This is a genomic window from Mycobacterium sp. IDUB_1 (assembly GCF_055419625.1).
Genome location: NZ_JBVAYA010000005.1, coordinates 123,381 through 144,157, shown reverse-complemented (window position 1 = coordinate 144,157; position 20,777 = coordinate 123,381). Strand labels below are relative to the sequence as shown.

General features: G+C 68.3%; 21 protein-coding genes and 1 tRNA gene. 15 read left to right on the top strand and 7 right to left on the bottom strand.

Translation table 11 applies throughout. The features are described 5' to 3' along the window. Positions 1-2 precede the first annotated feature (2 nt). The 6 genes from ACZYYX_RS24785 to ACZYYX_RS24760 all read left to right on the top strand — a co-directional run bounded on the left by ACZYYX_RS24785 (position 3) and on the right by ACZYYX_RS24760 (position 5,180). Complete coding sequence (locus ACZYYX_RS24785) at positions 3-1,520, top strand: TldD/PmbA family protein (protein WP_463817374.1); 1,518 nt, start codon at positions 3-5, stop codon at positions 1,518-1,520. 31 nt (positions 1,521-1,551) lie between these two features. Then, a complete protein-coding gene (locus ACZYYX_RS24780) occupies positions 1,552-2,925 on the top strand; it encodes a metallopeptidase TldD-related protein (RefSeq protein WP_463817372.1) in 1,374 nt (457 codons plus the stop codon). Between the two features lie 10 nt (positions 2,926-2,935). Continuing rightward, positions 2,936-3,778, top strand: a complete 843-nt coding sequence (locus ACZYYX_RS24775) for a carboxymuconolactone decarboxylase family protein (protein ID WP_463817371.1) — start codon at positions 2,936-2,938, stop codon at positions 3,776-3,778. A gap of 31 nt (positions 3,779-3,809) precedes the next feature. Then, positions 3,810-3,883 (top strand) — tRNA-Ile (locus ACZYYX_RS24770). A gap of 41 nt (positions 3,884-3,924) precedes the next feature. Next, positions 3,925-4,347, top strand: coding sequence for a PPOX class F420-dependent oxidoreductase (locus ACZYYX_RS24765; protein ID WP_463817370.1), 423 nt, complete (start codon positions 3,925-3,927; stop codon positions 4,345-4,347). Positions 4,348-4,403: 56 nt separating this feature from the next. After that, entirely contained in the window at positions 4,404-5,180 is a 777-nt protein-coding gene (locus ACZYYX_RS24760) for an SDR family NAD(P)-dependent oxidoreductase (RefSeq protein ID WP_221362474.1), read from the top strand. Here the strand turns inward: ACZYYX_RS24760 and ACZYYX_RS24755 are convergent. The 4 genes from ACZYYX_RS24755 to ACZYYX_RS24740 all read right to left on the bottom strand — a co-directional run bounded on the left by ACZYYX_RS24755 (position 5,161) and on the right by ACZYYX_RS24740 (position 8,794). Next, on the bottom strand, positions 5,161-6,348 hold the full coding sequence (locus ACZYYX_RS24755; protein WP_463817369.1) for an MFS transporter: 1,188 nt from the start codon (positions 6,346-6,348) through the stop codon (positions 5,161-5,163). The genes ACZYYX_RS24760 and ACZYYX_RS24755 overlap by 20 nt on opposite strands. A gap of 29 nt (positions 6,349-6,377) precedes the next feature. Then, positions 6,378-7,031 (bottom strand): DedA family protein, encoded by a 654-nt coding sequence (locus ACZYYX_RS24750; protein WP_463817368.1) that lies wholly within the window; start codon positions 7,029-7,031, stop codon positions 6,378-6,380. A 7-nt stretch (positions 7,032-7,038) separates the two neighbouring features. Then, positions 7,039-7,833, bottom strand: coding sequence for a L,D-transpeptidase (locus ACZYYX_RS24745; protein WP_463817760.1), 795 nt, complete (start codon positions 7,831-7,833; stop codon positions 7,039-7,041). Positions 7,834-7,975: 142 nt separating this feature from the next. After that, positions 7,976-8,794 carry an adenylate/guanylate cyclase domain-containing protein gene (locus ACZYYX_RS24740; RefSeq protein WP_463817367.1) on the bottom strand — a complete coding sequence of 273 codons (819 nt, stop codon included), beginning with the start codon at positions 8,792-8,794 and terminating at the stop codon, positions 7,976-7,978. Positions 8,795-8,883: 89 nt separating this feature from the next. On the opposite strand from ACZYYX_RS24740, the gene ACZYYX_RS24735 reads away from it, so the two are divergent. The 7 genes from ACZYYX_RS24735 to ACZYYX_RS24705 all read left to right on the top strand — a co-directional run bounded on the left by ACZYYX_RS24735 (position 8,884) and on the right by ACZYYX_RS24705 (position 14,035). Beyond that, entirely contained in the window at positions 8,884-9,474 is a 591-nt protein-coding gene (locus ACZYYX_RS24735; protein WP_463817366.1) for a dihydrofolate reductase family protein, read from the top strand. Between the two features lie 162 nt (positions 9,475-9,636). Continuing rightward, positions 9,637-9,930, top strand: coding sequence for a hypothetical protein (locus ACZYYX_RS24730; RefSeq protein ID WP_458608219.1), 294 nt, complete (start codon positions 9,637-9,639; stop codon positions 9,928-9,930). Between the two features lie 63 nt (positions 9,931-9,993). Further along, positions 9,994-11,574 carry a S53 family peptidase gene (locus ACZYYX_RS24725; RefSeq protein WP_463817759.1) on the top strand — a complete coding sequence of 527 codons (1,581 nt, stop codon included), beginning with the start codon at positions 9,994-9,996 and terminating at the stop codon, positions 11,572-11,574. After that, positions 11,571-12,764 (top strand): zinc ribbon domain-containing protein, encoded by a 1,194-nt coding sequence (locus ACZYYX_RS24720; protein WP_463817365.1) that lies wholly within the window; start codon positions 11,571-11,573, stop codon positions 12,762-12,764. Before ACZYYX_RS24725 ends, ACZYYX_RS24720 begins: the two co-directional genes overlap by 4 nt. Continuing rightward, positions 12,761-13,480, top strand: coding sequence for a hypothetical protein (locus ACZYYX_RS24715; protein WP_463817364.1), 720 nt, complete (start codon positions 12,761-12,763; stop codon positions 13,478-13,480). The genes ACZYYX_RS24720 and ACZYYX_RS24715 overlap by 4 nt, the downstream gene beginning before the upstream one ends. A 45-nt stretch (positions 13,481-13,525) precedes the next feature. After that, positions 13,526-13,690 (top strand): DUF7160 family protein, encoded by a 165-nt coding sequence (locus ACZYYX_RS24710; protein ID WP_463817362.1) that lies wholly within the window; start codon positions 13,526-13,528, stop codon positions 13,688-13,690. Positions 13,691-13,762: 72 nt separating this feature from the next. Then, positions 13,763-14,035, top strand: coding sequence for a DUF732 domain-containing protein (locus ACZYYX_RS24705; RefSeq protein WP_463817361.1), 273 nt, complete (start codon positions 13,763-13,765; stop codon positions 14,033-14,035). 24 nt (positions 14,036-14,059) lie between these two features. Here the strand turns inward: ACZYYX_RS24705 and ACZYYX_RS24700 are convergent, their stop codons facing one another. Then, entirely contained in the window at positions 14,060-14,551 is a 492-nt protein-coding gene (locus ACZYYX_RS24700; RefSeq protein WP_463817359.1) for a DUF427 domain-containing protein, read from the bottom strand. 24 nt (positions 14,552-14,575) lie between these two features. Here ACZYYX_RS24700 and ACZYYX_RS24695 point away from each other — a divergent pair, with 24 nt between their 5' ends. Continuing rightward, positions 14,576-16,030, top strand: coding sequence for a peptide MFS transporter (locus tag ACZYYX_RS24695; RefSeq protein WP_463817358.1), 1,455 nt, complete (start codon positions 14,576-14,578; stop codon positions 16,028-16,030). Here ACZYYX_RS24695 and ACZYYX_RS24690 read toward each other — a convergent pair. Beyond that, positions 16,002-17,663 carry an alkaline phosphatase D family protein gene (locus ACZYYX_RS24690; protein WP_463817357.1) on the bottom strand — a complete coding sequence of 554 codons (1,662 nt, stop codon included), beginning with the start codon at positions 17,661-17,663 and terminating at the stop codon, positions 16,002-16,004. The genes ACZYYX_RS24695 and ACZYYX_RS24690 overlap by 29 nt on opposite strands. A 131-nt stretch (positions 17,664-17,794) precedes the next feature. On the opposite strand from ACZYYX_RS24690, the gene ACZYYX_RS24685 reads away from it, so the two are divergent. Beyond that, complete coding sequence (locus tag ACZYYX_RS24685; protein ID WP_463817356.1) at positions 17,795-19,801, top strand: M4 family metallopeptidase; 2,007 nt, start codon at positions 17,795-17,797, stop codon at positions 19,799-19,801. On the opposite strand, the gene ACZYYX_RS24680 is transcribed toward ACZYYX_RS24685, so the two are convergent. Beyond that, positions 19,787-20,776, bottom strand: a complete 990-nt coding sequence (locus ACZYYX_RS24680; RefSeq protein ID WP_463817355.1) for an alpha/beta fold hydrolase — start codon at positions 20,774-20,776, stop codon at positions 19,787-19,789. The two genes, ACZYYX_RS24685 and ACZYYX_RS24680, sit on opposite strands and share 15 nt — an antisense overlap. Between the last annotated feature and the right edge of the window lies 1 nt (position 20,777).

Genomic DNA, 20,777 nt, shown 5'->3' with positions numbered 1-20,777 from the left:
GCGTGAGCGCGCCCCGAACCATCGACGCCGATTTCCTGGCGCTGCCCCGGCAGGCACTCGCGGATGCGGCTCTGGCCGCGGCGGTCCAGGCCGGGGCCAGCTACGCCGATCTGCGCATCCACGCCATCACCACCGAGACGATCGGGCTGCGTGATCACGACGTGGAAACCGCCGTCGTCGACAGTGAGATCGGTCTTGCCGTCCGCGTGATCGTCGACGGCACCTGGGGTTTCGCCTCTCATGCCGAGTTGAGCGTCGAAGCGGCCGCGGACACCGCTCGCCGTGCCGTGCGCGTCGCGACCAGACTGGCCCCGCTGAACGCCGAACGCATCGAGCTCGCGCCCGAGCCGGTGTATCGGGACATGACGTGGGTGTCGAGTTACCGGATCGACCCGTTCGAGGTGCCGATCGAGGACAAGGTCGCCGTGCTCGGTGACTACGCGGGCCGGCTGCTCGCCTCCGACGGTGTGGACCACGTGTCGGCACGGCTGCACGCGGCCAAGGAGCAGACGTTCTACGCGGACACGTTCGGCTCGTCGATCACGCAGCAGCGGGTGCGGGTGCTGCCCAACGTGGAGGCTGTGGCCGTCGACACCGCGGCCGGCACGTTCGAGACCATGTCCACGCTGGCCCCGCCGACCGCACGCGGGTGGGAAGCCGTTGCCGACGACGACATCTGGAACTGGTCCGACGAGCTCGCCGGGCTGCCCGCGCTGCTGGCCGAGAAGGTCAAGGCACCCAGCGTGGTGGCGGGCCCCACCGATCTGGTGATCGATCCGACCAACCTGTGGCTCACCATCCACGAATCGATCGGGCACGCCACCGAATACGACCGCGCCATCGGCTACGAAGCGGCTTATGCCGGCACCTCGTTCGCCACCCCCGACAAGCTGGGCCGCATGATCTACGGATCGCCGGTGATGACCGTGACCGCGGACCGGACCACCGAATACGGCTTGGCGACCGTCGGTTTCGACGACGAGGGAGTGCGTGCGCAGAGCTGGGACCTGGTCCGAGACGGACTCTTCGTGGGCTATCAACTGGACCGGGTGTTCGCTCCCCGGCTCGGCGTGGGCCGCTCCAACGGCTGCAGCTATGCCGACTCGGCGCACCACGTGCCCATCCAACGGATGGCCAACGTCTCGCTGCAGCCCGCTGCCGAGGACATCAGCACCGACGACCTGATCGCGCGGGTGGACGACGGGATCTACATCGTCGGCGACAAGAGCTGGTCGATCGATATGCAGCGCTACAACTTCCAGTTCACCGGGCAACGCTTCTTCCGGATTCGCGACGGGAAACTCGACGGGCAGGTCCGCGACGTCGCCTACCAGGCGACCACTACCGACTTCTGGGGTGCGATGGAAGCCGTTGGCGGACAGTCGACATGGCGTCTCGGCGGTGCGTTCAACTGCGGTAAGGCCCAACCCGGTCAGGTGGCGGCCGTCAGCCACGGCTGCCCGTCGGCTCTGTTCCGAGGAATCAACGTGCTCAACACCCGCGAGGAGGCGGGCCGATGAGCGCAGCGAAGAAGCCAATGGAGACGGGCCGATGATCAGCGCGCAGCAGGTGGTCGACACCGTGTTGGCCGAAGCGACCCGCCTCGGCGGCGCCGACGAGACCGTCGTCGTCGTCACCGACCGCGTCGACGCGTCACTGCGGTGGGCCAACAACACCATGACCACCAACGGTGAATCCACCAGTCGCACCACCACGGTGATCTCGGTCGTGCGTCGCGGTGAGGACGCCCACGTCGGGTCGGTACGGTCCAGCGCCGTCGACCCGTCCGTCATCACCGCACTGGTGGCGGCCTCGCAGCAGGCGGCCGCTGCCGCGCCACCGGCACGGGACAGCGCCCCCGCGCTGGCCGCAACAGATGCGCCGCCCGACTGGGACGCACCCCTCCCCGGCACTAGCGCCGACGTCTTCGCCGGTGTCGCAAGCGATCTGGCCCGCGGATTCCGCGGGAGGGACACGCTCTTCGGGTACGGCCGCCATGTCGTCGAGACGACGTTCGTGGCCACCTCCGGCGGGGTGCGCCGCCGCTTCACTCAGCCCACCGGTTCGGTGGAGATCAACGCCAAGCGGGACGGGGCCAGTGCCTGGGCAGGGGTCGGCACCCCCGACTTCGCGAACGTCTCCACCGATGCCCTGCTCGCGGAACTGGACACCCGGCTGTCATGGGCGCATCGCACCATCGACCTGCCGGCGGGGCACTACGAAACCCTGCTGCCGCCCTCGACTGTGGCGGACCTGATGATCTACCTGACCTGGACGATGGGCGGTCGGGGAGCGCAGGAGGGCCGCTCGGCGCTGTCGGCGCCGGGTGGCGGAACGCGCGTGGGGGAGAAGCTGACCGATCTTCCGCTGACGCTCTACTCGGATCCGTATGCGCCGGGTCTGGAATGCGCCCCGTACGTGGCGGTCGCGACGTCGTCGGAGCGGGCATCGGTGTTCGACAACGGTATGGCGATCGACCGGGTCGACTGGCTGCGCGACGGCGTGATCAACGCGTTGGCCTACCCGCGCGCCGCGGCGGAAGAGTTCGGCGCCCCTGTCGCCGTGGGAGCCGACAACCTGCTGATGACCGGCGGCGCGAGCACACTGCAGCAGATGATCGCCGCGACCGAGCGCGGCTTGCTCCTCACCACCCTCTGGTACATCCGCGAGGTCGACCCGTCGGTGCTGCTGCTGACCGGGCTGACCCGAGACGGCGTGTACCTGGTCGAGGACGGCGAGGTCACCGCCGCGGTGAACAACTTCAGGTTCAACGAGAGCCCTCTGGACCTGCTGCGGCGGGCCACCGAGGCCGGCGTCAGCGAGGTGACGTTGCCCCGCGAGTGGGGCGACTGGGCCACGCGGGCGCAGATGCCGTCACTGCGAATTCCGGACTTTCACATGTCGTCGGTCAGTCAGGCGCAATAAGCTCACCAGCGTGAGCGATCGCGCACTGCCCGAACGGCTGGCCGAGCTCGTCGCGCTGTCCTCGGGGGACAGCCGCGCCGACGCGGTGATCCGGCTGACGTGCGGGCGGGCGCTGTCGCTGCCACCGTTGCCCATCCGGGTGGACCTGGTCGACGGGCGCACGGACGAGGAGGCGGTGCTGGCGGCGTTCGCGGAGCAGTTCAGCACCGACGTCACGGGGATCGGGGACAACCAGCGGCAATGTCTTCTGAACGCCTACGGAGACAAGGCGTTTCGCGTCGTCGTGGCGGTCTTCATCGCTGATTTCCTGCCCCGGGTGTGGGCGGGGTGCGACGCGCTGGGGCTCGGCAGGCCGGGCGTGGTGTCGGAGGTGGCGTGGGACGCCGACGGGGATCCGGTCGAGGCTCTGCTCGGCGAATTCGTCCCGGCGGTGGCGCGGCTGCGCGAACTCGACGCGGTGACCACCGAGGTGGTGCGGCTGCGCGGCGCGGCCGCACACAACTGCCGACTGTGCCGATCGCTGCGCGAATCGCATGCACTCGATGCGGGCGGGTCGGAGGACCTGTACCACCAGATCGAGGACTACGAGGCCGCCGCCGACCTGTCGAAGACGCACAAGGCGGCGCTGCGGTACGTGGATGCGCTGATCTGGACGCCCGCGGAGATCAGCGAGTCGGTGGTCCACGGCATCCACAAGTACTTCTCGGAGACACAAGCGTTCGAGCTGACCCTCGACGTGATGCGCAACGCGGCCAACAAGATCGCGGTGGCACTGGGTGCCGATGCGCCCCGGGTCACCGAGGGCACCGAGCGCTACGAGATCGACGAGGCGGGGCAGACCGTCTTCGCGTGACCGGCGATATGCGACCATGGTGGCCGCACGAGGGGCGGTAGCTCAGTCGGTTAGAGCCGTGGACTCATAATCCATTGGTCGCGGGTTCGAGCCCCGCCCGCCCTACTTCAGACGGTGTCACGGCGGGCGCCAGTAGGGTCGGCCATATGGACGACGCGGCGGCGCTGGCGAAACACCTGGGTGAGGCAGACTTCGTCTCACTGGTCACCTACAAGCGAGACGGAACTCCCGTCGGATCGGCGATGTGGATCGCCTCCGACGGTGACGACCTCGTCGTCTGGACACCGTCCGACGCCTGGAAGGTCAAACGCGTGCGACGCGACCCGCGCGTCGTGCTGATTCGCTCGAGCCGCATGGGCAAGGTCGATCCGGTCGACCCCGAACTGCTGTGTACCGCCGTCGTCGAGGAATCGCCAACCGCCGTGGCCGACGTCGAGCAGCTCATCCGCCGCAAGTACGGCCTTCAGTTCCACATCATCACCACCATCGAAGCGATCCTCGCCAGGGGGCGAAAGCCCAGGGTGGCACTCCGGATGACGCCGCAGCAGGTGAACTCCAAGTCGGGGTAATGCTCCCGACGGGTGTCTCGCGATCGGCGTCTCGACACCTGTCCTACACTCCGGCTGTGGACGTCAACGGAACCAGCGCAATTGTCACCGGCGGAGCCTCAGGCATCGGCGCCGCCACCTCCCGCCTCCTCGCCTCGCAGGGCGCCCGGGTCGTCATCGCCGACCTGCAGGCCGAGCGCGGCCAGGAACTGGCCCACGAGATCGGCGGCGCGTACGTCAGCGTCGACGTGACCGACACCTCCCAGATCGAAGACGCGGTGAACACCGCCGTCGACCTGGGACCGCTGCGCACCCTGGTCAACTCGGCCGGAATCGGTTGGGCGCAAAGGACAATCGGCAAGGACGGCGAGTTCGCCTCGGCGCACAACCTCGACGCGTACAAGAAGGTGCTCGCGATCAACCTGGTCGGCACCTTCGACTGCATCCGGCTCGCGGCCACGGCGATGAGCCGGCTCGACCTCACCGACTCCGGCGAGCGCGGCGCGATCGTCAACATGACCAGCGTGGCCGCGTTCGACGGCCAGATCGGCCAGGCGGCCTACTCCTCGTCGAAGGGCGGCGTCGTCGGACTGACCCTGCCGGTGGCCCGCGACCTCGCCGCGGTCGGCATCCGTGTCAACACCGTCGCCCCCGGCCTGATCGACACCCCGATCTATGGCGAAGGCCCGGACTCGGAGGCGTTCAAGGCCAAGCTCGGTGAATCCGTTCTCTACCCGCGCCGGCTCGGCAAGCCCGAAGAGCTCGCGTCGATGGTCGTCGAACTGATCACCAACTCCTACATGAACGCCGAGGTCGTCCGCGTCGACGGCGGCATCAGGATGCCGCCGAAGTAGGCGAGTCCTCCACCTGTAACGGCCCCGCTGCAAGGGCCGCCACGGCTGCCATGATCGCCGCGGCCGCGACGCATCCCACACCGAGCGTCGCCGCCGCGGCGACCGCGCCGACGAGCAACGGGCCGCCGGCGTCTCCGAGTTCACGGCCGACCTCTGCTGATCCCATGGTCTCGCCGAGTCTTTCGGGCGGCGCCGAGGCGGCCAGGGCGGCGAAGCCCAGTGGCGTCAGGACCCCCGCGCCCAATCCGATCGCGATGGCGCCGACGATCAGTCCCACCGGCCCGGCCAGGAGTCCGGCCAGCAGGAAGCCGGCGACGCACGCGGTGAGCCCCGCGATGGCGCCGGCGCGGTAGCTGAACCGGCGGCCATCGAGCGCGCGGCCGGCCCACGGTTGTGAGAGGGCCGCGCAGGCGGACAGCACGGAAACCATTGCCCCGCTGAGCAATGCGTTGGCACCGGCCGACGCGGCGAGGATCGGGAAGAAGCCCACTCCGATGGACAACGCAGCGGTCGAGGCAGCGAGTACCAGGGTGGGAGCGAGGAATGCGCGCCGGGTGAGTCGACGGGTCAGGTCGACGACCGTCGAACGCCGCCGAGGCAGCGGCTCGACTCGGGGAACGACGCATGCGGCCCAGACGGCGACGATGACCGCGACCACCCCCAGCGTCGCGAACAGCGCGTTGTACCCGCCGATGGTCACCACGCCGCCACCCAGGAGCGGTCCGAGCGTGTATCCCAACCCTTTCCACGCTCCGTAGCTTCCGAACCGTCGTGCGTGGCCGCCGGGTGACTGGAGTCGAGCCACGAGTGTGGACGCTGCGGGGGAGAACGCTGCGGCGGCCGCACCTTGTGCAAAGCGGGCGACGCCCAGCAGGCTTGGATCGCCGGCGGCGACGAATCCAGCTGATGCGCAGGAGAATCCGATTAAGCCGCCGATGAGAACGGGACGTGGACCGACACGGTCCACGAGTGCGCCGAAGACAGGTTTGAGGATGACCTCGGCGGCGTCGTAGACGGCGAGCAGTAGTCCGATCGTGAGCAGGCTGGCGTGCTGTTCCTGGCCGTATGTGCCCAGATTGGCGGCGATCGAGTGCGCGCCGAAGGCGGTGACGAAGCCGGCGCCGTAGAGAGGCCAGTAGCGGTGGCGTGGATGGTCGACGGTGTTCACGATCCTGTGGTCTTCAGCGCTGCGCCGAGCTAGTGGCGGCGCAGCGTCTCCCAGTCGTGCTCGGCTTCCAGCTGGGCGATCAGACGCGACGTCCTTTCGCGCATCAGCAGTGTCGCGCCGATGCCGATCGCGATCGCCGCGACCAACGCGATCCAGGAGAACCGGGAGAGCCAGCGTTCGGCGGCCATACCGGCGTAGTAGATGACGGCGACGGTGCCGCCGGCCCACACCACGGCGCCGCTCGCATTGGCGGCGAGAAATCCTGGGTACCGCATCCGCATGGCACCGGCCAACGGGCCCGCGAAGATCCGCAGCAGCGCGATGAACCGGCCGAAGAACACCGCCCAACCGCCCCACCGCGCAAACAGCTGCTTCGCCAAAGCGACGTGTCCGGGGCCGAAGTGTTTCGGGAAGCGCCTGCCGAGCCGTTCGAACAGCGACATCCCGTAGCGCCGCCCGATCGAGTAGCCGATCGTGTCGCCGATGACGGCGCCGAGTGCGGCCGCCCCCGCGACGCCTATCGGGCTGATGTCGAGGCTGTGACGCGACGACAGCAGCGCCGCGCTCACCAGAGCGATCTCGCCGGGCAGCGGTATGCCGAGGCTCTCGACGCCGATGACGGCCCCGACGACCAGGTAAACCGCGATCGGCGGGATCGTCTGCAGGATGGCTTCGACGGTCATGCCGGCGCTACAGCTGCCAGTCGTTGGAGCCGTCGTGCCGCGAATACGTGCCGCCCCCGGAATTCTTCACCACGATGGGATCGCCGGCGCCGAAGTTGTCGTAGAACCATTGCGCGTTCGCCGGGCTGATGTTGATGCAGCCGTGGCTGACGTCTCGCTTGCCCTGATCGGCGACCGACCACGGCGCACTGTGCACGAAGTCGCCGCTGTCGTCGAAGCGGACGGCCAGCTCCACCGTGGTCTTGTACCCGTACGTCGAATCGACAGGCACACCATAGGTCGAGGAGTCCATCACCACCGAGGGCATCTTCACCTGGACGTAGTAGGTGCCGTTCGGTGTCTGATGGCCGCCGGCGGTCATCCCCATCGACATCGGAATCGTCTTCTCCACCATTCCATTGCGGGTGACGGTCAGCTGGTGGGTGGCGTCGTCGGCCGTGGCGATGAGGGTGTCGCCGGTCTGAAAACTGGACGTCGCGCCACCGGCGTCGACGGTCACCGTGGTATGGGCAGGCCAGAAATCCAGTGGGCGCCAGCGCAGCTGCGTGGGCGTCATCCAGTAGAACTTGCCGGGCACCGGGGGGACCGAGGAGACGTGGATGGCGTTCTCGGCGGCGACGGAGTTGTCGACCAGCCCGGGGAAGTCGATGATGATCGGCTGGCCGACACCGACGGTGGATCCGTTGGCAGGAGCCACTTTCGGCGGAGCGAACGGCGCCGCGCCGACGAACGGCGTCGGGTCCTGCCCTGCGGGAGGCTGGGCGAGAGCGAGAGGGGACAGAGCAAGAGGGGACACCGTCATCACGACCAGGCCCACCAACGCGGCAGCACCGACCGCCGTGAGTGTTCTCCACATCCAAGAAGAGGTCCACGCAGACATACGCATCCTTCCGTCGCGGTGACAGTGTTCCACGGCGACCTGGGTTCCGCGGCGACCTGGGATTTCAGGGTGTGAGGCTGACCGAGGACACCGACTGGGTGCCGCGTAGCCCCTTGAGTTCGACCTCGACGGGATCGTCGAACGCGATCCCGTGGACGCCGTCCGCCGACTCCCGCACCTCATCGCTGACGAGGATCTCTCCGCCGGCTGCCAGATCGGCGATGCGCGCCGCCATCGCGACGTTGCGGCCGAACAGGTCGTCGCCGCGACGAACCGACGTACCGACGTGGACACCGATCCGGACCCGGATTCCGTCGTAGTGCTCGGCGTTCTCCCGCAGCGCCCGCTGGATCGCCAGGCTGCACCGCAGCGCATCGGTGGGTGCGGAGAAGGCGATCATGAAACCGTCTCCCTGGTTCTTGACGACGTAGCCGCGGTGGTCGGCGACCGTGCGCTCGACGAGGCGGTTGTGCCGGTCGAACACCTTCATCCAGGCGCTGTCGCCGAGTGACTCGTTGCGTTCGGTGGACCCTTCGATGTCGGAGAACATCAGAACGACGCGACCGTCGGTGGTGAGGCGAGCCAAATCCGGACGCTCGACGCGCGCCCACGCCGCGAGGTCGTCGACCGAACTGCGCACGGAGCCGACGATGCCGTGCCGGATCAGCGCGTCGGCGCTTTTCAGCGTGTGGGTGACCGTTCTGACGGCCAGCGGAGCCACTCCGTGTCTCCGTCTGCGTACCCCTGCAGGAACACGTTCACGGTTGCGCCGCAACTCTTTCCGGGCGCCGGCCAGTTGGCGCCGTGACACGATGAGCAGCACGCCGAGGGTGATCACCGCCGCGAACAGGATCGGCGTGAGTACCAGCAGCGCGATGTCCACACCTCCAGTATCCCGGTGGTCTCACCGATGAGTTCAGCGCCGCCTCCCGGTCTGTCTTGTAGCCCACCGACAGAACCACGAGGAGCATCATGAGCGCGACCTACACCTTCGACGTCTTCTCCAGTCTCGACGGCTTCGGTGGAGCGGACGGCGGTGATTGGACCGGCTATTGGGGTAAGCAGGGACCTGAGTTGCTTGCCCGCCGCCTCGACCTCTACCGGAATGGCCAGCGAATGGTGTTCGGTGCCAACACCTATCGCCAGTTCGTTCAGATGCTCGGCGACAGCGACGAGGATTCCGAGGTCCGCGACCCGTGGGTCACCGCGATGCACCACCTGCCGGCGACGGTCATCTCCACGACCGTCGGGGAGCCGCTCGAGTGGCCGGATGCGACCGTGGCGCGTGGTGACGCTGTCGAGGTGGTCGCCCGGCTGAAGGACGAGTCGGACATCCCGTTGCGATCCCACGGCAGTTTGTCGATGAATCGGGCCCTGATGGCCGCCGGTCTCGTGGACTACCTGCAGGTCACGATCTTTCCCGTCATCACCGGGCAGACAGGTGCCGATCCGGTTTTCGCCGGCGCCGCTGACTTCGACCTCGAGCTCGTCGAGCGCCGCACCCTCGATGCCGACATCGCGGAACTGGTGTACCGGCCGAGGCTGCACTCAGCCGTGGTGTAACGCTTCGCGGGCGTTCGGACACTACCCACGGTGCGTTGGTTGACAGCGGCTACACAGGAAAACGCTCCTGCGCTGGTCGAGACGACGGCAAAATGTGAAGATCTAGTCGCGACCCAGGAATCTGGGACGGCATGCGGCTCGACGAACAGATGGGAACGCATTATGAGATCAAGGACCAGTCGCTTCTCGCTGGTTGCTGGCGGTGTCGCCCTCTCGGCGATGACGTGGCTGGCCGTGGGGTGTAGCTCGAACGAGGGCAACGCCCCGGAGACCTCCACCACCACGACGACCACGACGACCACCACGACCCCGCCGGCCACCACTCCGGCTACGCCGCCTCCGGCGTCGCCCACGGAGAACGTGCCTCGCACCGCCGGCGGTAACCCGTTCACCTCGATTCCGCCCAACGCGAACGACAACGGCAGGAACCCGGGAGCACCCCGCGCACCACAGTGACAGTGACGAGCCATCGTCACTGACGTTCGTGCGCCTGCGTTCCGCGTCGCGGGCTTGACGGCACTGGTGGTGGGGGTCCTGATACTCCTCACCACCAGTGTCGCCCCGGTGCGGCCGACCTCTGCCGGTGGGCCTGGGCAGCTGATCGGCGGGCCGTACGCCGCCCTTCTGGCCCACGCGGTTGATCTCGGACCGTCGCACGACCGCTCTGCCCAGCTCGTCGTCGAACTGCGCGATGCTGTCGCCCCGGTGGGCTTGAGCCAATGGGCCGACAGTCATGCGCTGTCCGTTCAGTGGCAACCGGGTCAGCGCTGGGCTGTTGTCGAAGGTGGCGCACAAGCCATGGGCCGTGCGTTCGGTGTGGACGTCCACGACTACCGCGAACAGCACGGCACGGTGTTCTACGCCTCACGCCGTCAACCCGCCGTACCCGACGCGGTGACCGGGGAGGTCGATTCCGTCGGCCGGCTCCTCGGCTACACGCCCTTCCGGGACAACCAACCGCGGCAACTGCCTCTCGATGTGCCCGAATTCGGGCTCACGCCAATGGCGTTGCGCACCACCTACGAAGCCGACCGGCTCGTTGCCGACGGGTACACCGGCAAGGGGCAGACGGTCGCCATCTTCGCCTTCGGCGGCTTCCGTCAGTCCGATCTCGACGAGTTCGCCACGCGAAACGGCTTGCCGGCGTTCACGCCCACCATCATCGGCGGGACGTTCGACGAACCCAGCGCCGAGACCACGATGGACCTGTCCGTCGTGCACGCCATCGCCCCCGACGCCCGCAAGATCGTGATCAATGCGCGGCCCACCGTGGAAGGCGACGGCGCCTACGTCAAGATCGGGCAGATGATGGCCGACGTCGACCGGCAGTTCCCGGGTGCGGTGTGGAGCTTCTCCATCAGCTGGGGGTGCGACAAGCTGCTCACCGCAACCGATCTCGCGCCCGCGCAGTCGGCGCTGCTGGCCGCGACCGGTCGCGGAACCACTGCATTCATGGCCAACGGCGATCTCGCCGGGCTGGAATGCAAGAGCGGTGACGACTGGTCCTCGGCGCCCGCGCAGGACAGCATCGGCCTCAATTCTGTGGCGTCCCTTCCCGAAATGGTCAACGTCGGAGGCACTACGCTGTCCACCACGGCCGGCGGAGCCTGGCTGGACGAGCAGTCCTGGTACGACGTACCGCTGGGGCTGGGCACCAGCGGCGGAGTGTCGGAACTGTTCGACCTGCCCACGTGGCAGCGCGGAGTCGAAGGGGCCGTCCCCGCCGACCGCGGCACCGGGAAGCGGCTGACACCCGACGTGTCCGCGGTCGCCGATCCCTTCACCGGGGTGAGCTTCATCCTCGACGGCCAGCCGACGATCGGCGGCGGCACGTCCCAGGCGGCGCCCATCTGGGCGGGCCTGGCCGCGGTGATGAACGACTACCTGATCTCCACCGGCGGACGTCCGCTCGGAGATCTCAACCCGCTGCTCTACCGGATCGCCGCCGGCGCCCGGCTTCCGGCGTTCCGCGATGTGACGTTGGGCGGCAACGCCGTCGACGACGCCGCACCCGGCTACGACCTCGTCACCGGTCTGGGCACCCCGCGGGTGGGCAACCTCGTGCGCGACGTCGCCGATGTGCAACAGGAGAACTCATGAGCGACGACAGTCCCTTCCCGACCACCGAGTGTCGGATCTGCCGGGTCGATGTGCCCGACGGCGAGTTCTGCGGACTGTGCGGTTGCCATCTGACGGCCCGCAAATGGGAGGGCCCGGACTGGTTGCGCATCAGGAACTTCGGTGCCGCACCCGGAGAGAGTGTGCTGTCCCCGTCGTTGCTGAGTTCGCTGTTCCCCCATCTGGCGCATCGCGGCGCGTTCCGGGTGGCGCTGGGGGCCATGGTGGTGGCGCTGGTGGCCTTCGCGCTTCTCCGGATGCCCGCGGCCCTGATCGCAGTCGGCGTGCTGGGGCTACCCGCACTGTTCCTCGTCTACATGCGCGAGGCCGACGGGCTGCGGGATCTGCCGACGCGCGCCCTTGCACTGACGGTCGGGCTCGGGGTGGTGCTCGGCGTCGGGTTCGTCCTCGTGGCCGGCGCGGCCTTCGACCGGACCTCCGGTGCGGCCGTGGGGGTGGGCATGAGCGGTTCGCAGATGGTCCAGCAGGGCGCCGCACTCCCGCTCGCCGGCGCGATCCTGATGCTGGTTCCCGTCATCGTGATCCGGCTGATGGGGCCGCCGACCCGGGAGTCTTTGGAAGGCTTCATGATCGGGGCACTCGGCGCGCTGAGCTTCACCGCCGCGGCGATGATGACCCGGCTGGTCCCACAGCTCGAGACCGGCCTGGTCAGTGATGCCCCGCTGACGTTCTATCTGGTCGAGGCGGGCATCCGGGGCGTCGCGGCACCGCTGATCGCCGCGGCCACCGGTGGGTTGGTGGGCGTGGCGCTGTGGTTCACCCGACCCGACAGCAAGAAGGATCAACGGCCGGGACTGGTCCGCTTCGTGATGGTGGCGTTCGCGGTCGCCGTGCTCGCGCTGTCCATCGCGCTGGGCATGGTCGACATCTCCCGCTCGCGGCAGTGGCTGATGCTCGCCCTGTACGCGGTGGTCGCCGCGGCGGCGCTGTTCCTGCTGCGGCTCAGTTTGCACCTGGCGCTGCTGCACGAGGCTCACGACGAGACGATCGCGGACCAACCGGTGCTGTGCCAGCACTGTGGCCATGTGGTGCCCGACATGGCGTTCTGCCCGGTGTGCGGGGTGGCCGCGCGTGCGTCGTCGAGGTCATCGCGCGCCCAGCGCCGGGCTGAGCGCCCCCGGCGTGCCGACACCGACGGCGACCGGTCTTGACGACCACCACGTTCTTCCCCGGCTACACCGTCGGCGAGAGCCACGCGCCGTCGGTGAGTCGACCGTCGCACCGAATGGTGTTGTTGCTGTGGCTCATTCCGGTCATCCTGGTGGCCAGCGTGCTCGCCGTGATCTCCTCGCGGGTGACCTCGCCGCCGGTGCGTTTCGTGTGCCCGCCGGACTGTGGGCGGCCACCCATCGGCACACCGGTGGCGATCAACCCGCGGTTCACCGCGCCCAACGGCTCCTTCTCGGTGTCCTACCCGGCCGCCGGTTCGTCGTACCGCATCACCACCGCAGACGACGGCGTCGTCGCCGATTTCACCGGCGGCGAGGGTGGTACGTTGCGGCTCTTCAGCGAGCCCGCGGCGGGCAGGCCGGCCCGTCAGGTCGTCGCCGACCTGAAGGCCCAGCACGTCCCCGACGGGCGCGTCGCCTACGAGATCCCCAACACGATGGTCGGTTACCAACCCGGCTTCGGTGAAGCGATCGACTACTACCCGCAGGGCTCGACGAGCAGTTTCACCCGAATGCGGGTGCTCGTGTTGGCCGCGGTGAAGAACGACCTCGCGCTCATCGCCTCCGTCGTCGGTCCCTACCACCAGTTCGGGCCGGACTTCGGGCCAGGCAAACCCTCAGGCGCGAATGTGCAGCTTGCCCTCGATATGGGCAAATACGTCAACAGTTTCGCGTGGCGTGGCGACCCACCACGCTGACGTCAATATCTGGTCAAGAGCGTTACCAGCGGTTACGTTCGAGGTGTGAACGCCCCGATCGAAGCCATGTGCGGCAGATGCGGTCACGCAGCCCCGGTCGTCTCGTCGCAGCCCACCTGGTCGGCCGGATCCGATCGGGTCACCCGCTGGTTCCTCGACGTGGACTGCACCGACTGCGGCCGTCAGTACGGCTGGCTCTCCGACAAATGAGCCCCCGCGGGGCGCTGCCCGCGGCATAGGATGTGCTCGACGACAGGGGGCTCGACAGTGAACCGATCGCGCGTGGGTCTGAGTGTGGCTGCCTCGGTGGCAGCGTTGATGACATTGGCGGCGCCCGCCACGGCGGACACCGCCGGCTATCTCGAAGGTCTGGAACCGGTGTACACGGCGCTGACGCGCGACCAGTTGCTCAGCGCGGGTTCGATCGTCTGCGGCATTCTCGGCAGCGGGCAGCCGGCACCGGTCGCGGTGAATGCGCTCAACAAGCAGATGGGTATCTCGATGTCGGCCGGCAACAGCATCGTCACCGCCGCCGTCATCGACCTCGGTTGCTGAGAGTCTGGCTGCTGACCCCGTACCTCACCAGCCCATCGAGCCGGGAACACCTTTGAAGGGGCCGGCGATCCAGCTGTTGATCCAGCCGCCGTAGAACCCGCCGGGCTGCGGGACGGCCTCTTCACCGTTGACGATGCACCGATCGACGGCCGCGGCCATCACGGCCACAGCGCCGGTGATGGCGGCGAACCCCGGAGTGGGCCGACGGTACGTCCACGCCGCACGCGGCGCCACCGCCGTCGCGGTCACCAGATCGAAATAGCTTGCCTGACCTTTCCATTCGCACCACGAGGCCCCGTCGGCCTCCCGCAGCACCCCGTCGGCGAAGCTGCTCGCCGGCAGGTAGTACGTCGGGGGATGGCTGGTCTCGAGCACCCGCCACGCACGCTCGGTGGACGCGATGACCTGCCCGCCCAGTTCCACGGTGATCGACCCGGCGAAATCTTCGAGCCGGGGCGGGCGAGGGTAATCCCACACCGATTCCTGGCCTGGGCGCGGGGTATCAGGTATCGGCATGCAGCCGAGTGTAAGGGTGGTCCCATGACAATCCGAGAAGACAAGAGTCCGCGAACTCTCTTCGGGCACCCGATCGGGCTGACCAACCTGTTCGGAGTCGAACTGTGGGAACGGTTCTCCTACTACGGGATGCTCACCATCCTGGCCTACTACCTGTACTACTCCGTCACCGACGGGGGGCTCGAGCTGCCGAAGAGCACGGCCACCGGCATCGTCGGCGCCTACGGCGGTCTGGTGTACCTGTCCACGGTGCTGGGCGGCTGGGTGGCCGATCGGCTGCTCGGCATGGAGCGCACCGTGTTCTACGGCGGCGTGGTCGTGATGATCGGCCACATCGCGCTGGCGATCCTTCCGGGGCTGAGCGGCGTCGGCGTCGGCCTGGTGTTCGTCGCCCTGGGCTCGGGCGCGCTGAAGGCCAACGCCTCGTCGCTGCTCGGCACGCTCTACGACAAGGGCGACGCCCGCGCCGACGGCGGCTTCACGCTGTTCTATCTCGGCATCAATCTCGGCGCGTTCATCGGCCCGCTGATCACCGGGCTGCTGCAGACCCATGTCGGCTTCCACTACGGCTTCGGTGCGGCGGCGATCGGTATGGCGCTGGGTCTCGCGCAATACGTGGCGTTTCGCCGTAACCTCGGCGGGCACGGGCGCGAGGTGCCGAACCCGTTGCCGCGCAGCGCTGTTGCCAAGACCGCCGCGGTGATCGTGGCTGGCCTCGTGGTCGTCGGGGCAGCGATCGCACTGGGTCTCGTCACGCTGGCCAACCTCTCGCAGGTGACCACCGGCGTCATCGTCGTCGCGTCGGTGGCGTACTTCGCGATCATGCTGCGCAGCCCGAAGGTGGACGGGGAGGAGCGGGTCCGGGTGCGGGCGTTCATCCCGTTGTTCGTCGCGAACGCGGTGTTCTGGTCGCTGTTCCAGCAGATCTTCACCGTCCTGGCCGTCTACTCCGACGAACGGATGAACTGGTCGATCTTCGGGTGGACGGCACCGTCGAGCTGGATCGGCTCGATCGAACCGGTGTGGATCATCCTGCTCTCCCCGCTGTTCGCGGTGCTCTGGACGCGGCTGGGTAACCGGGCGCCCACGACCCCACGCAAGTTCTCCTACGGCGTGATCGGGATGGGGCTGGCATTCTTGTGCTTCGTGCCGCTGGCCGGAGGCACCGGTCGTAGCACCCCGGCGCTACTGGTGATGGCGATCATGGCCGTGTTCGCGGTCTCCGAACTGCTGCTGTCGCCGATCGGCCTGTCGGTCACCACCAAGCTGGCCCCGGAGGCGTTCCGTGCGCAGATGATGGCGCTGTACTTCTTCTCGGTCGGCCTCGGCACGGCGATGTCCGGTGTGCTCGCCGGCTACTACGACACCTCCAACGAGACGGCGTACTTCGGCATCCTCGGTGCGGTTGCCGTCGTCGCGGGTGTGGTGGTGTTCGCGATCTCCCCGTGGGTCAGCCGCCAGATGGAAGGGGTGCACTGAGCGCACTGAGAACGACGGTCGCCGCTTCGGTGAGGGTGCCGTCGTCGCGGGGCTGTTCGAACACCACGTCGGCCCCGCGGCCGACGGCGATCAGCGAGGCGATCGTGTTGCCGAACAGCGGCCCGCTGAGGTTGCGCCACGACACCGGCAGCTCCGGTGACCCGGCCCGGCGCGCCCAGCGGCGGGTCAGCCGGGCCGCGGGCGCTGACCAGCCCAGCTTGAACGCGGGTTTGACGTAGGCGGGCACGTAGTTGTGCACCGGCGAGCAGACCAGTTGATGCACCCGGGCTCCGTCGGGTTCTCCGAAGTCGGCGCGCGCGGCGTAGCTGTGGTGCACGTCGCCGGAGAGCACCGAGATGGTCGCCGGCCCGTCGGCACTGGCGCGCGCCGCCCCGGCGATCATCGAGGAGAGTCGGACGAATGACGCGAAGAACGCCGGCCAGTGCTCGAGATCGGCGCCCTGCCTGATGGTTTCGCCCAGCCGCCCACGCAGTCCCGGACGCCTTGCGGCGATCTCGTTGACGATCTGCAGATCGCCGAGGGCCGGCGGCAGCAGCCACGGCAGTGACGATCCGATGATCAGGTGGTCGACGCCGGACAGGTCGCTGACTTGTTCCTCGACCCACGCGAACTCGCGGTCACCCAACATCTTTCGTTCACCGCCGTCGAGAATGCGGGCGTTGCGGGAGTCGACCATCACCAATCGGCTGCGCCCCAGATCCCAACGGAAGCTGAACCGCAGGCCCTTGTCTCCGTCGACCTCACTGTCGGCACGGTCGGCGAGTTCGGCCACCAGCGGCCAGCAGTCACCGTCGGCAGCGAGCACCTTCTGGTAGTCGTCGTCGCTGTCCAGCTCCGTCGGGCTGAGGTTGCCCAGATGCTGGTACACCCAGTAGGACGCCAGGCCCGCCCGGATCCGGTCTCGCCACCACGGCTGCTCGTTGATCTCGGCCCGCCACGTCGCCGAGGTGTTCCAGTCGTCTCGGATGTCGTGGTCGTCGAAGATCATCGCCGTCGGCAACGTGGAGAGAATCCACCGGATCTCCGGATCGCCCCAGGTGTGCCGGTACAGGCCCTCGTACTCGGAGAACGACACCACCTCGTCGGGCGGTCGGCGGTTGGCCGAACGCCGGCCCGACGAGCGGCGGCCGGACAGGTGACGGCGCGCTTCGGGGGTCAGCTCGTCCGCATAGACCTGATCGCCGAGCAGCAGCAGCGCATCCGGCCACTCCGAGACGGGCAGGTCGGTGAGCCGGGTGGCGTAGCAGTCCAGAGCGTCGAGTCCGAGCTTGCGGTCGAGCTTCTCCTCGCCCGTCTTCGGGTAGCGACACGAACCGAAGATGACCCGCAACCGGTCGGCGGTCTCCGGCCCACGCGTCCTGATGACGCTGGGTGGGAACTGCGAGTCCGGCTCCGGCCAGCACCTCTCGCCGTCGATGTGGACCTCATAGGCGGTGACGGTGTCGGGCGACAGCCGGCTGACCTGAACGAGGGCGTAGTGGCAACCGTGCACTTCGAAGGTGCGGGCCCGGCACCCGAGCACCTCCACCTCCGACGGCGCCTCGGTTTGCACCCACACCGTCGCGGTCGTCTCACCGACGTGGCGCAACACCGGGCCGAGCAGAAGACTCACCGTGTCAGCCTAATAGGCGCATCGCTTTATCGTCAGCGTCGTCAGATTTACCTTCGTCGGTGGTAAGTTCCGCCTCGAGCACCGTCGCCGAGGGGGTCACTGTGGCCAGTAGTTGTCGACCGCCTACAGGAGTGTGGACCGGTGTCGCGGTCCTGGGAGTCGGTATCGGCCTGATGATGGCGCCGGGCGTCGCATCGGCCGCACCCTCGGACACCTCGACCGAATCTTCGGCGGCTTCGGCGACGGATTCGTCGGCGCGTCCCGCGCAGCGGGAGCGCTCTCGGCGCGCCGGGCGGATCGAATCGCGGCGAGAGACGGTCCGTCAGCGTCGGTACACCTTCCGCAACCAGCGGCCGACGGCGACGCCGGACGCGGCGGAGCCAGCCGCCGACGGCACCGTGCGGGGCAGCCTCAACGCGACGGATCGTGACGACGCCGCCCTCACCTACAGCGTCAGCTCGGGCGCGGCCTGGGGTTCGGTGAGCATCGATGCCGACGGTGGCTTCGTCTACACCCCATCCGCCGGAAAGGCGGGCCGCGCAGACAGTTTCACCGTTGCGGTCGACGACAGGCCCCGCTGGCGGCCCACCGAGGTCACCATCGCCGTGCCGGCCGGTGACACCCTGACCGATACTGCCGCCGACGACGCGGTGCGCACCATCGACGGCCGGTTCGACGACCGTCTGGTGACCGGAGCTGCCGATGCGGCTGCGGTGATGAATGGGGTCGCACACAGGTTGGGCATCGACGAGGGGTTCGCCGATCCGGACGCGATCACGGTGTCGACCGCCGGCAGCGGGGACGGCGCCGAAACCTACTACCGCTTCGCCGAAACCGTTGCGGGCGTGCCCGTGCTGGGTAGCGACATCGTCCTGGTGACCGATGCGACCGGCGCGGTGACCGGGCTGTTCAATCATTACCGCGGGCTCTCCGAGTCTTTCGATGTCACGCCTGATGCGGCGACGCCGAGGTTGCGGCGGACGGCCGACCTGGTGGTCTACGCGCCGGACAACGGGTCGGTGCCGATCCTGGCCTGGCAGGTCGTCGGCGCCGTGCCCGGTATCCGCCTCTCCCGGCCGGGCACCGCCACCCTGATCGGTGCCGACGGTGCAGCCGTCGGCACCGTCGTCGCGGCACGCGCTACAGCGCAACCCGTGTCGGCCATCGACACCGCCAGGGACTGGCTCGGTCAGCGGCGGACCTTCATCATCGACGTCCGCTCCACGCCGTGGTCCACCGTGTCCCGGTTGATCGACAAGAGCCGCGACATCACGACCTACAAAACTTCCTTCCCGTATCTCGGCCTGCTGGGTGGCTTCCTGCCGGGCACGGTGGTCAAGCGGGGGTGGTTGGGGTGGAACAGCGGGGCCGTCTCCGCGCACGCCAACACCGCGGAGGTCTACGACTACTACCGAGACGTGCTGGGCAGGACATCGTTCGACGGCAGCGGTGCGCCTGTGATGGTGAGCATTCTCTACAACCCGGGAAGGCCGAACGGCGGATACCAGAACGCGTTCTGGGACCCCAGCATCAACCAGTTCGCGTTCGGCGACGGTGGCCACCTCGAGGCGGCGGTCGATGTCATCGGCCACGAGTTCACCCACGCCGTGGTCACCTATGTCGTCGGCGGCCCGACGGGTGGTTCTCTGGTGCTCGATTCCGGTGAATCCGGTGCGCTCAACGAAGCGTTGGCCGACATCATGGGCGTGCTCATCGAGAACGATCCCGGCTCGGACCGCTGGCTCCTCGGAGAGGACTCCGAGCTCGGCGCCATCCGCAACCTCGCCGATCCGACGTCGATCAGCACGTCGCTCGGTCCCCACCGCGCCACCTACGCAACCCGCTATCAGGGGACCCTCGACGACGGGGGTGAGCACGTCAACAGCACCATCTTCAGCCACGCCGCGTACCTGATGATGACCGATCCGGCCACCGCCGGCGTCTCGACGGACACCTGGGCCGAGGTGTACTACCGCGCGATGTTCCGGTTGAGCGCCGGGTCGGTGTTCAGCGACGGGCGCGCCGCGGTGCAGAGTGCGGCGCAGTCGGTGGGCCTGACCACCGCCCAGCAAGCTGCGATCGCCAAGGCATTCGACGCTGTCGGAATCGTCAGTGCGGCAACGCTAACGGTGGTCTGACTGATCCACCAGCACCGCCCCGTCGGGCCGGTCGCCGAGGGTCTGCAGGGCGATGGCGCCCTCGGTCATGGTCAATCGGATGATCCGTGCGACCTCGTCCGGGGCGTCGCATTGCACATAGTGGTCGGCCCCCGGCACCACCCAGAAGCGGTTGCGGCCCGGCTTGGACCGCAGGTAGGTCTGCCATACGTGGGTGGCCACGCGCAGGGGAGCGACGCTGTCGTGCAACCCCCAGATCAGCGTGGTGTCGACGTCGATGCCCGACAGCCGCTCGAGCCAGCCCTGCTCGTCGGCGGTGCGCTCGTGCAGATAGCGGATGGTGTCGGGAAGAACCGCGATGCCGTCGTTGTGAGCGAAACACTGTGCCAGCGAATGTATTTCGGGGTCATCCAGGTTTCGGCGCGGCATGAACGTGGTGGCGCCGAGCCCAGCCGCAAGCAACTCGGGCGTTGTCGCTGCCGCCGTGGCGCGGCCGGTCGCGTCGTCGAGCAGCGCCACCTGGAACGCGGTCAGGTTGGCCAGCGGCAGGAAGATGTTGGCGTTGGTCAGGAACACCTCTCGCGGCATCGTGGCGTCGCGGTCGGCGAGCATCGCCAGCGCGATCATGCCGATGCTGCTGCCGCGGTCGTGGGTGATCATCCGGTAGTCGTCGAGCCCCCACACCTCGGTGATCACGTGGACCAGCAGCCGCGCGTCGTCGTAGAGGGAGTAGACGTACGGCGCGGGCGGCTTGTCCGAGAGTCCGTAGCCGGGGAAGTCGAGGGTGAAGGTCTCGACGTCACCGGACAGGTCGTCGGCGAGGGCGCGAAAGTCGATGCTCGCCGTGGGGAAACCGTGCACGCACACCAGCGCCGGCGCGCCGGTTGTGCCGGCCCGGCGCACGAACACCTCGACCTGCTGACCGTCGTTGGCGGGCGTGGTCGAGGCCCAGGTGAAACGTGTTCCGCCGCGTCGCCATTCATCGAAGACATCCACG

Excerpts from the sequence above, each read along its gene's own strand:
- ACZYYX_RS24780 (WP_463817372.1), top strand. The coding sequence starts at position 1,552 with ATGATCAGCGCGCAGCAGGTGGTCGACACCGTGTTGGCCGAAGCGACC.
- ACZYYX_RS24765 (WP_463817370.1), top strand. The coding sequence starts at position 3,925 with ATGGACGACGCGGCGGCGCTGGCGAAACACCTGGGTGAGGCAGACTTC.
- ACZYYX_RS24750 (WP_463817368.1), bottom strand. The coding sequence starts at position 7,031 with ATGACCGTCGAAGCCATCCTGCAGACGATCCCGCCGATCGCGGTTTAC.
- ACZYYX_RS24745 (WP_463817760.1), bottom strand. The coding sequence starts at position 7,833 with ATGACGGTGTCCCCTCTTGCTCTGTCCCCTCTCGCTCTCGCCCAGCCT.
- ACZYYX_RS24735 (WP_463817366.1), top strand. The coding sequence starts at position 8,884 with ATGAGCGCGACCTACACCTTCGACGTCTTCTCCAGTCTCGACGGCTTC.
- ACZYYX_RS24730 (WP_458608219.1), top strand. The coding sequence starts at position 9,637 with ATGAGATCAAGGACCAGTCGCTTCTCGCTGGTTGCTGGCGGTGTCGCC.
- ACZYYX_RS24720 (WP_463817365.1), top strand. The coding sequence starts at position 11,571 with ATGAGCGACGACAGTCCCTTCCCGACCACCGAGTGTCGGATCTGCCGG.
- ACZYYX_RS24700 (WP_463817359.1), bottom strand. The coding sequence starts at position 14,551 with ATGCCGATACCTGATACCCCGCGCCCAGGCCAGGAATCGGTGTGGGAT.
- ACZYYX_RS24695 (WP_463817358.1), top strand. The coding sequence starts at position 14,576 with ATGACAATCCGAGAAGACAAGAGTCCGCGAACTCTCTTCGGGCACCCG.